The 9537-nt window shown below is 64.5% G+C and carries 9 protein-coding genes; 3 read left to right on the top strand and 6 right to left on the bottom strand.

Annotated features, from left to right (window positions below; all coding sequences use genetic code 11):
• Positions 1 to 271: 271 nt before the first annotated feature.
• From QP413_RS09615 to QP413_RS09605, 3 genes are read right to left on the bottom strand one after another with little or no spacing between them, the layout of a single operon-like run.
• A complete protein-coding gene (locus QP413_RS09615; RefSeq protein ID WP_066513013.1) occupies positions 272 to 1003 on the bottom strand; it encodes an ABC transporter permease in 732 nt (243 codons plus the stop codon).
• Positions 1000 to 1926, bottom strand: coding sequence for an ATP-binding cassette domain-containing protein (locus QP413_RS09610; RefSeq protein WP_011867677.1), 927 nt, complete (start codon positions 1924 to 1926; stop codon positions 1000 to 1002). The genes QP413_RS09615 and QP413_RS09610 overlap by 4 nt, the downstream gene beginning before the upstream one ends.
• Positions 1923 to 2633, bottom strand: coding sequence for a phosphatase PAP2 family protein (locus QP413_RS09605; RefSeq protein WP_080972059.1), 711 nt, complete (start codon positions 2631 to 2633; stop codon positions 1923 to 1925). The genes QP413_RS09610 and QP413_RS09605 overlap by 4 nt, the downstream gene beginning before the upstream one ends.
• Positions 2634 to 2776: 143 nt before the next feature.
• On the opposite strand from QP413_RS09605, the gene QP413_RS09600 reads away from it, so the two are divergent.
• Together QP413_RS09600 and QP413_RS09595 are read left to right on the top strand one after the other, a co-directional pair.
• Positions 2777 to 4168 (top strand): sensor histidine kinase, encoded by a 1392-nt coding sequence (locus QP413_RS09600; protein ID WP_187440922.1) that lies wholly within the window; start codon positions 2777 to 2779, stop codon positions 4166 to 4168.
• Positions 4165 to 4830 carry a response regulator transcription factor gene (locus tag QP413_RS09595; protein ID WP_011867674.1) on the top strand — a complete coding sequence of 222 codons (666 nt, stop codon included), beginning with the start codon at positions 4165 to 4167 and terminating at the stop codon, positions 4828 to 4830. The genes QP413_RS09600 and QP413_RS09595 overlap by 4 nt, the downstream gene beginning before the upstream one ends.
• Here QP413_RS09595 and QP413_RS09590 read toward each other — a convergent pair.
• The 3 genes from QP413_RS09590 to QP413_RS09580 form a co-directional block, all read right to left on the bottom strand.
• Positions 4827 to 4955 carry a hypothetical protein gene (locus tag QP413_RS09590; protein ID WP_255357142.1) on the bottom strand — a complete coding sequence of 43 codons (129 nt, stop codon included), beginning with the start codon at positions 4953 to 4955 and terminating at the stop codon, positions 4827 to 4829. The two genes, QP413_RS09595 and QP413_RS09590, sit on opposite strands and share 4 nt — an antisense overlap.
• Before the next feature lie 85 nt (positions 4956 to 5040).
• Entirely contained in the window at positions 5041 to 5658 is a 618-nt protein-coding gene (locus QP413_RS09585) for a hypothetical protein (protein WP_066513015.1), read from the bottom strand.
• Positions 5658 to 6215 carry a hypothetical protein gene (locus QP413_RS09580; protein WP_141741364.1) on the bottom strand — a complete coding sequence of 186 codons (558 nt, stop codon included), beginning with the start codon at positions 6213 to 6215 and terminating at the stop codon, positions 5658 to 5660. Before QP413_RS09580 ends, QP413_RS09585 begins: the two co-directional genes overlap by 1 nt.
• Before the next feature lie 375 nt (positions 6216 to 6590).
• On the opposite strand from QP413_RS09580, the gene mobF reads away from it, so the two are divergent.
• A partial coding sequence (mobF, locus tag QP413_RS09575) for a MobF family relaxase (protein WP_284781560.1) occupies positions 6591 to 9537 on the top strand: 2947 nt, incomplete at its 3' end.

Raw genomic sequence — 9537 nt, 5'->3', positions numbered from 1 at the left:
ACAACACAGGAACATAGCGTTGATCACACAATAAAAACGGAGCTTTCTTGGCTCCCGCCCCAAGTTGCAACAGCACCTTCAACTGCCTCTGTCTAGTCTAGATGTAGTTGAACGGGTTTGTGAACACCCACTCGGCGAAATGCTCGCGATCGGCTCCTCCGGACCACTGTTCACATCAACGACCGTTTGTTGAACGGCGGTGTGAGTCAGCCCCAGCCCTGCGACGCCACGAACCGTCTTGGGCGGCGGATGCGAGGCGCAGGCCTGCCCATCACGCCGAGTCCCGTCGGACATGGGCACATAGCCCCGCGCCCGCCAGGCCGAGTGCCGGTACGAGAAGCGCGACGGCAGGAGGCCACACGGACATGCCTGCAGGGGCCTCTCCAAGTGCCTGGGCGAGGAGCATGTGGCTGGCGTTGAACGGCAGCCACGGCGTGATCGCCTCGAGCATCGGGACCATGGACGCGAGCTGTTCGATCAGGAGCATCCACGTGATCGGCGCGGCGACGGACACCGCGACGGAGCGCGTGAGGACGGCAAGCGCCGTCGCCATCGTCGCCCACAGGAGAACGACGAGGAGGTAGGCCGCGAGGTAGGCCCACCCTCGCGGCGACATGGCCAGCCCGTCGGGATAGAACGTCGCCGCGACGAGCGCGAGGCCGATGCCGACGACGTACGCGAATGCGAGGAACGCCCACTGGACCGCTGCCTGTGCCACCAACGAGGCCCATCGACTCTTCTGCGTGAGGAAGGACAGCGCCGTCGACCCCGCATTGATCTCGGTCGCGGTGTGTGTGCCGGCGAACACGATGGCCAGCACATGGAAGATGCTCACGCACTTGCCCAGATCACCGGCGTCGATCGGCCCTCGATAGGCCGGGTCGTAGACGATGCCCATCAGGACGATGGGGCCGACGCAGCAGCCGATCAGCAGCGCAGCGAAGATGCCTGTGGAGCGCACGGTGAGCAGTCGGCGCACCTCAGCTGTCAATGCTCGTGTCATCGCTCGGGCCTTTCTTTGCCATGTTCGGCTTCGGATGATCGGTCGGTGAGGCGGAGGAATTCCTCTTCCAGCCGGATCGGCTTGTCCGTCAGGGCAGTGATGAGCACGTCGAGGTCTCGGCAGGTCCGCGAGAGCGTGAGCGCGTCGGGGACCGTCTCGTCGAATGTCACGCAGAGTCCCTCGGGCAGTGCGGTTACGGGGACCCGCAGTCCGCGCAGAGCCTGCTCGACGCGTTCGTCGTCGTCGGTGCGGAGGAGCGCTTGGCGGCTGCGCGCGTGCAGAAGATCGGCGACGTCCCACTGGCCGAGCAAGCGGCCGTTGTCGATGACGACGAGGCGGTCGGCGAGGGTCTCCATCTCGCCGAGCAGGTGGGAGGAGACAAGGACGGCGTGGCCGCTCGCGGCGGCATCGCGCAGGAAGGCGCGCATCCACTCCATCCCCTGCGGGTCGAGGCCATTCATCGGCTCGTCGAGGACGATGTTGCGCGGTCTGCCCAGCAGGGCGGCCGCGAGCCCCAGGCGCTGCTTCATCCCGAGCGAGTAGCCGCCGATCCTGCGATGAGCTGCCTGGGTCAACGCGACGGCCTCGAGTACCTCCCAGGCGCGGCGGTCGGGTAGGCCGGCAGAAGCAGCGATGGTCGTCAGGTGCGCCAGTCCGGTCCGGCCGGGGTGGAACCAGGAGGCGTCGAGGACGGCTCCGACGACCTCGGCCGGCCTCGTCTGGGCGGTCAGCGGGAGCCCGTCGATGAGCACGGTTCCGGTGGTGGGCTTGTGGAGCCCGAGGAGGCATCGCATGGTCGTGGACTTGCCGGCTCCGTTCGGGCCTAGGAACCCGGTGATGGATCCGTCGGGGACCGTGAAGCTCAATCCTTCAACAACGGTCACCTGGCCGTAGCGCTTCGAGAGACGGTCGACCTCGATCATGCGCGCCCGCCCTGGGACCGGCTGGCCGAATCCGGATGGCCGTCCCGTCCGCCAGTCAGACGCCGGTCCAGCACCGGCGACGCCGCGGCGACGACGGCCGCGACGACGAGGGCACCGAGCGCGAGACCGGAGAGCACGTCGTGGACGTAGTGGACTCCGGCGGCCACTCGAGAGGCGGCGATCGCCAGCGCGAGAGGCAACGCGAACCAGGCGAGGCGGGGGACGACGAGGATGCAGGCGGTGGCGAAGGCAGCGGCCAGGACGGCGTGATTCGACGGCCACGACCAGTCCCCGCTCCCGGGGCAGCTGAGCACAGTGGCAGTGTCGACGACGCTGCAGGGCCGCGGCTCCTCGACCAGCAGCTTGACGGCCTCGCTCAATCCGTAGGCCGTGATCACGCCGAGTCCAGCCAGCGCCAGGAGCCAGAACCGCCGGCGCTCGCGCAGCCAGCACCAGAGAGCGAGGACGCCGGCGGTCGCCACGAGGGCAAGCAGACCGAATTCGGCCACGGATCCCACCGCCGAGGCCAGTGCCGAGCCCTCGGCGAGACCGGCGACAGCGGTGAAGAGGCGCTCACGCACCGGATACGTCGCGAGAGCGAGGGCAGCAAGAGCTGCGACGGCAATCAACAGCGCGGGCCACGGCACGGGGCGGGACGAGGATCTGCGCGACGTCGAAAGCGTGCGCGTCGAAGTTTCGTGAGTCATGAAATCCACGCTATGGACGCGGTTCGGCCTCAGAATCTGCCATGCGGGGCGACTCGTCTATGCCCACGGTCATACCGGCGAGGTGCTGCGCACGCCCGATCGAGGGAGGCGGCGAGCCCACGGTCCCCGGTAGAATGGAGCGCATGACCCTAATTGATCGTCTGTCTGCGCGCCGGAGCGTCGACGCGCTAACGGCGATCGGTTTCGGGGTGCTGGCCTCCGCGCCGGAGCCGGGCCTCTTCATGGCCCTGCTCACCGGCATCGCCGCGATCGCAATCGGGCTCTGGTCCAGGGGTCCGCGCGCGGGCCTGGGAGGACTGGCAGTGCTGGTCGTCGTGAGCATGGCCCGGGCCACGTGGCTCGACGGGCACTGGCTCTACGTCGCGGAGGAGTTTCCCCCGGCGCTCATGCGCGCTGGTGTGCCCTGGCTGATCGGTCTCGCCGTGCGCCAGTACATCGTCCTCGGGCGGAGGGCAGACCGCGAGCGAGAGCTGCGGCAGGTCCAGCGCCTGGCCGAGCTCAAGGAGCGCGCCACCGCCGACCGGCTCGCCCTCGCGCAGTCGCTGCACGACGACCTCGGCCACTCGTTGAGCCTCGTCGCGCTCAATCTCGGACGGCTCGAGATCGACCCGGCACTGCCCGAGAGCGCCCGCACCTCGCTCTTACACGCCCGCAACGACCTCGCCCACGCGGTCGAACGCCTGGGGGACTCCGTCTCCGACCTCAGATCCGGCGCTCCCGTGCTGCCAATGGGCGCAGCATCTGTCGATGCACTGCTGGCCCGGGCCCGCGCAGCCGGTGCGCGCATCACCGTGCAAGGACTGCCGGAACCCAGGCGGCTGCAGGACTTCGGAGGCGAGCAGGTCACGAGGGTCCTACAAGAAGCGATCACGAACGCAAGCAGGCACGCTCCCGGCACCCCGATCGACATCACCGCTGCCGACGTCGGTGCCGAGCTGCGTCTGAAGATCGAGAACGCCCTCGGCGAGACTCCTGCCGACGCGCACACAGCGGGCACGGGCCTGAGCACTTTGGAAAGTGAGCTCCGCGCCCACGGCGGAGAACTCGCCGCGGAGAAGACGGACAGTGCGTTCGTCCTCTCTGCGGTCCTCCCGACTCGCCGTCAGGAGCAGAGCACGCACGATGATCGCGCTGTGGAGGCGACGAGAGACGTCGATGAGAGCTCGACCGGCAGAACGAAGCTCCGCCAGCGACTGATTCTCGCCTCGACCGCGGCGATCGTCGTCGTCGGGCTCGCAGCGGTCGAGGCGCTGACGGTGGTGCAGAACCACCGCGCGCTGCTGTCGGCAGGGGCCTTCTCAAGCATCAGCGTCGGAGACGCGCGGGCGGAGACCGAGCGGATCCTGCCCGGCCACGAGCTGCCGGCCAGGCGGGGCGAGAACCGACCGGACGACTGCCACGACTACGCCGTGACCGCGAACACCTTTGACGACGCTGCCGGGGACGTGTACCGGATCTGCTTCGCGCAGGACGAGGTCTCCAGCACCGAGTACATCGCAGGAGGACAACGATGACAGCGACCGAGGCCCCGGTCAGAGTCCTGGTCGCCGACGACGACCCCCTCGTGAGGACCGGCATCGTCGGGATCCTCGACACCGATCCCGCCATCGAGGTCGTAGCCCAGGCCGCCGACGGAGCAGAGGCCCTGCGCAAGATCGACGCGCACCGTCTCGACGTCGCCCTCTTCGACATCCAGATGCCCGGGATGAGCGGACTCGACGCGCTGCAACGGCTCCGCTCCGACGGGAGCGCGCTCCCCTGCCTGTTCGTCACCACGTTCGGGGAGGACGACTACATCGCCGAGGCCATCCGGCTCGACGCAGACGGGTTTGTCCTCAAGTCCGGCGATCCGCGCCAGCTGATCGCCGGTGTGCACGCCGTCGCCGGTCGCGGAGCGTTCTTCTCGCCCTCGGTCGCCCGGCGTCTGCTCGACTCCGGCGTCTCGACGACGTACACCCAGTACGCGAGCGCCGTCGAACGCTTCGAACGCCTCACGGCTCGCGAGCGAGAGATTCTGATCCGGCTCAGCCAAGGAGAGACGAACGCTGAGATCGCGAAAGCGCTGCACCTCGCTCCCGGCACCGTCAAGGTGCACGTTTCCGCGATCCTGCGGAAGACTGAAGCGCGCAACCGCGTAGAAGCAGCCCTCATCGCCCTTCGCGCCGGACGAGCCTAGATCTTCTCGGGACGACGACGATCAGGCTTCGTCGTGCCGGAGCTTCGGAACGTCCGCGACGAGACCTTCGATGGTGTCTTCGGGGCGGAGACAAGCGCCGCGCAGAGGAGGTCGAAATCTGCCACGGCACCATTGTTCCCGAGTCGCGTCCGACCCTGCTCGCGCGGAGAAGGTCCCGGAGTAGATCTGGGGGCGTTCTTGTGGTCATTCTCAGAAGACGAAGTCGGCGGCTGTCTCGCCGACCTCGGCGCACATCGAAGCGACGTTGCTCGCCTCGATGTCGGTCCTGGACGTCGCAACGTCCGCGAAGTTCTTCAAAGTGTCCTCGGTGATCTCGACGCGTATCGATTCCGCCGCGACGTTCTCCAACGGCGACTTGCCGATCCACGTCGCCTCGAACGCTGCTCCATCGCCGCCGTCGACCCGCTCGAGGGTGGCGACGCCCTCGGACTTCGTCTGGCCGGCGCAGTTGACGATCCCGTAGGTGACCTCGCCCGCCTCCTCGTCGAGCACCCAGCGCTCAAGCGCGGGCGAGAAGTTCTGGATCGCGCGGAGATACTGGACATGCCCGTCCTCGACGCCCAGGTCCGCGGTTGCGCCCGACTTCTCGCCCTGGCCGCCTTCCTCGGTGCTCTCGTCGCCGGTCTCCTCGGCCGGGGTCTCCGGCTCGGTAGGCTCGGTAGCCGGTGCCGAGGGGACTGGATCCTGCGCTTCGGCATGGAACGCGGCGCGGTCCTCGTCGTCGCCGGGGTAGCTGCACCCGCTGAGCGCGAGAGCAGCGGCGGCCAGCAGTGCTGCGCCGATGGTCGTGATCGCCGCCTTCGTCATCAGACGTCACCCCTCTCGGCATCGGGCGTACCAGTGGTCGTCTTCACCTGGAGGCCCGACTTCGTCTTCATCTTCGAGACCAGGTTCGTGAACAGCTGCGGCGCGACGATGAAGGACGCGATGAGCGCCGAGGCGGCTCCGGCGATCCAGACGTTGCTGAAGATGCCGAGCGCCACCGAGAGTCCCCAGCGGAAGATCATGTAGCCGACGGTGAAGCCGAGCGCCAGCAGCGCCATCCGCCAGATGGGCGAGCGGCCCTGGAACTCCTGGAACTCGCGCCAGGCGGTCTTGAGCAGGCCGCGCGTCTCGCCGAAGTCCTTCCGGTTCTTCTCCGGGACGACGATCAGCCCCGCCTTGAGCATCATCGAGATGAGCTGCATGAAGAAGAAAAACAGGCCGGTCGCAGCCAGGTCCAGGGCTCCGGCGTTGGAGATCGCCCAGGCGGCCATGCCGACAGCGCCGCAGGCGAGCAGGGTGCCCAGCACCGTCCAGGCGTGGTTCTCGGGGCCGCCGCGGTCGAGCTTGATGTTGATGTTCTGGTCGGACATGGTCCTCACTCCTTCGTCTCGTCCAGCTTCGCGGGGCCGGAGATGATCTTGATGGCGTCGTTCGGCACGGGAGCGACGCTCTGCTGTGCCTCACCCGCCGTAGAGGAGGCCGACAAGCTGCTTCGCCATGTCCGCGGCGTCCGCCGCGATGAAAATCTCGTCATCGGTATCCAGAATCAACGCCACGGTCTCTTAGACCTCCGACCCCGACCGCCGGTTCCCGGCGGCGCCCCTGCCAACGCTTTTCACACTTTCTGGTGCCCTCCAAGACGAAAAGTCAGTTGCCGAAGAAATCTCTCTGTGAAATCTCCCTGCTATATTTGCAACAAGTTGCCCAATGGGGTGTCCAGGTGGTCGCCGTGGTGATTGACAGGAGGTGGCGGCGTGCTGACTATCGCGAAGATGGGTGCACATTCCGTGGCCTATTATCAGTCCACGGTTGATGAGAATCGGGGGCCGGATTCGTACTATTCCGAGGACGGAAAGCAACCGGCTTCGGTGTGGCTTCGGGGTGAAAAACTCTCCGAGGTTTCGGCATTTTTGGGCACTGACAACGGTGCGATTGTGTCGGGAAAAACGGTTGAGAATTGGTTCAATAAGGCGGTTGCTCCGAGCGGTGCGGGGCTTGGAAATGCTCCGCGAAAGGATAGTGTTCCAGGCTTCGATCTGACTTTTTGTGCGCCGAAATCTGTCTCCTTGTTGTGGGGTATGGGTGCAGATTCTGACGTGCGTGGCATCGTCGATGAGGCCCACCAGGCGGCAGTATCCCAGGCGCTGGATTACTTGTCGGAGCATGCCGGCTACACGCGAAAGCAAGTAAAAGAGCCGGCCGGAAAACGTCTTGTCGTTGAAAAGTTGGCGGGTATTTCGGGCGTGAAATACGAGCACCGCACTTCACGTGCGGGCGACCCGCACGTGCATTCACACGTGTTGTTGGCGAATAAACAGCTATGCCGAGACGGCAAAGTTCGCACGCTCGATGGGGTGAGTTTGTACCATGAGGCGCGCGCGGCAGGCATGGTGTATCAAGCCACGGTGCGTGAAATCTTGAGCCAGAAACTCGGCGTGGAGTTCGGCGACGTGGTCAATGGATGCGCTGAAATTGTCGGTCTTGATGACCCAGAATTGATTGCGTCGTACTCGACCAGGGCGCGTGAAATCGACCAGTGGCAGGCCGACAATGGGCTTGAAACCCGTGCGGCCTATGAGCGTATCGCGCAGAAAATTACCCGGCGTACCAAGGACACCGACACCCCACTAGAGGAGTTGGAAATCGAGTGGGCGCGTGCTGAACACGGCGCGCAGGTGCGTGAGTTTGTGGCCGGACTTGAGCCGAAAAATGAAGCAGATGCGCGTGAATCTTCCGAGGATTTCTTGCCGAAACCGTCCCAAATTTTGGCGGAAGTTGCCGCAGAACGCTCCACGTTTACCCGCGCTGATGTAGCCGAGATAGTAGCAGAACTTATCCGCCCCGGTGCCATATCCCCGGAGGATATGACGGTTACGGTTGAGGGGCTGGTTGATGCTGCGTTGGCTGCGCACGGTACATGGTCGGTGACCCCGGAGAAGTCCCGCGAGCTGGATAGTACCCAGCGTGAAGGTTCGCAGAAGTACACCACTGTCGAGGTGGTCGACGAGGTTGAACGTGGCGTTGATATGGCTACCGCGCGCGTGGAGCGCGGGGTTACCGCCGAGTCGATTCAACCGGTTGAGGGTGAGCTTTCGCCTGCGCAGGCTGATGCTATGCGCGCGGTTGTCGGCTCTGACTATTTGGCTTCTGTGGTGGTCGCACCGGCTGGTGCCGGTAAAACGTCTTCACTTAAATCTGCACATCACGCATGGAATATGGCGGGCAAGCATGTTATTGGTCTAGCTCCCACCGGCAAGGCGGCGGATGTGATGGTCGGTGAGAATGTGGCTGATGAATCCATGACGATTGCGCGTGCTTTTGTTGGCACAGACGATCTGATACCGGAGCATACAGCGGTGAAGCTGGGCTGGAACCGGGACACCGTTGTGGTTGTTGATGAAGCCGGTATGGTGTCTAACCCCGATACGATCCGTGTGCTGGAGACTGCCACTGCTGCCGGCGCGCGCGTGGTCTTTGTGGGAGACCCAGAACAATACTCGGCGGTGAAAGCTCGTTCTGGCTTGCTGGCTACCTTGTCTCATGAATTGCCTGATGCCGTTGAGCTACGCGAGGTGTTCCGCCAGCGTGATGCGGGTGAGCGTGAAGCATCGAAGTGGCTGCGCGGTGGCGAGGAAGCAGACGTTTCTCGTGCCGCCGAGTGGTACATGCAGAACAAGCGCCTGCACGCAGGATCGGTTACGGCAATGATGGACGATGCGTTGGCCGGGTGGCGTGATGATACTGCCGCAGGAAAGCAGTCCTTGCTGGTTGCAGCAACCCGCGACCAGGTCACTGCGCTCAATGCTGCGGCGCAGAAGATTCGCGCCGAGCGCGGCGAGATTAACCCTGAGCACCGCCTAGGTCTGTCCGATGGACTGACAGCCGGTGTCGGTGATGTCATCCTGACTCGTCGCAACGATGCGAAGTTGGTGACCAGCAACGGCGATGTTGTCCGCAATGGTCAACGCTGGGTCGTTGATTCCATCGGGAAAGACGGTTCCATTACGGCCCGACGGTGTGATGATGATTTAGCCACTGTGACACTAAACCGCGACTACCTCGATAAACACACCCAGCTGGGCTATGCCGCTACTGGGCATAGTTCCCAAGGCGCGACCGTGGATGTGGCCCGCGTTGTTGCTGGTGTGGGCAACCTAGATAAGTCCAGTGTTTACGTTCCTATGACCCGTGGGCGTGAGGGCAACTTCCTCTATATCGCCGAGACCCAGCCGGGAGATACCGAGACCGGGCATGGCCAGGTGAGCCAGATTATCCGTCGTGAGTCTGACGAATACGCCCGCGACCTGCTGGTGTCCGCAGGAATGCGCGAGCAAGGCGATAAGACACCCCAGGCGCTGTTTGGGCAGGCCAAGCAGGATTGGGAGCTGACCAAACTCGTCAACCAGCCTTCCCAAACGGATACCGATAACCCGTTTTTCGGCACCGACATGGGTGAGTACATGCGCAGCTTTGCCGCTAAACGCGAAGCGCGCTTTGCTGACTTCCATGCTCGCGCCCAGGCCAACAACGCCGATGAGGTGCCAGAACCGGAATCAGGCAACGAGTACAGCGTTACACCGTCCAATGACGCCGTGGAGCGTATCGATGCCGAGATAGAACGGGTGGTGCTGTTGCAACTTGGGGCGGGAGCCAAGAAAGCTCCGTTTTTATTGTGTGATCAACGCTATGTTCCTGTGTTGT

Source organism: Corynebacterium sp. UMB4614 (assembly GCF_030217065.1).
In the GTDB taxonomy this organism is placed as follows: domain Bacteria; phylum Actinomycetota; class Actinomycetes; order Mycobacteriales; family Mycobacteriaceae; genus Corynebacterium.
This window is presented reverse-complemented; position numbering and strand designations above follow the sequence as displayed.

Bases quoted from the DNA above. Each gene is read 5' to 3' on its own strand.
- QP413_RS09595 (WP_011867674.1), top strand. From the start codon at position 4,165: ATGACAGCGACCGAGGCCCCGGTCAGAGTCCTGGTCGCCGACGACGAC.
- QP413_RS09585 (WP_066513015.1), bottom strand. From the start codon at position 5,658: ATGACGAAGGCGGCGATCACGACCATCGGCGCAGCACTGCTGGCCGCC.
- QP413_RS09600 (WP_187440922.1), top strand. From the start codon at position 2,777: ATGACCCTAATTGATCGTCTGTCTGCGCGCCGGAGCGTCGACGCGCTA.
- QP413_RS09605 (WP_080972059.1), bottom strand. From the start codon at position 2,633: ATGACTCACGAAACTTCGACGCGCACGCTTTCGACGTCGCGCAGATCC.
- QP413_RS09610 (WP_011867677.1), bottom strand. From the start codon at position 1,926: ATGATCGAGGTCGACCGTCTCTCGAAGCGCTACGGCCAGGTGACCGTT.
- QP413_RS09615 (WP_066513013.1), bottom strand. From the start codon at position 1,003: ATGACACGAGCATTGACAGCTGAGGTGCGCCGACTGCTCACCGTGCGC.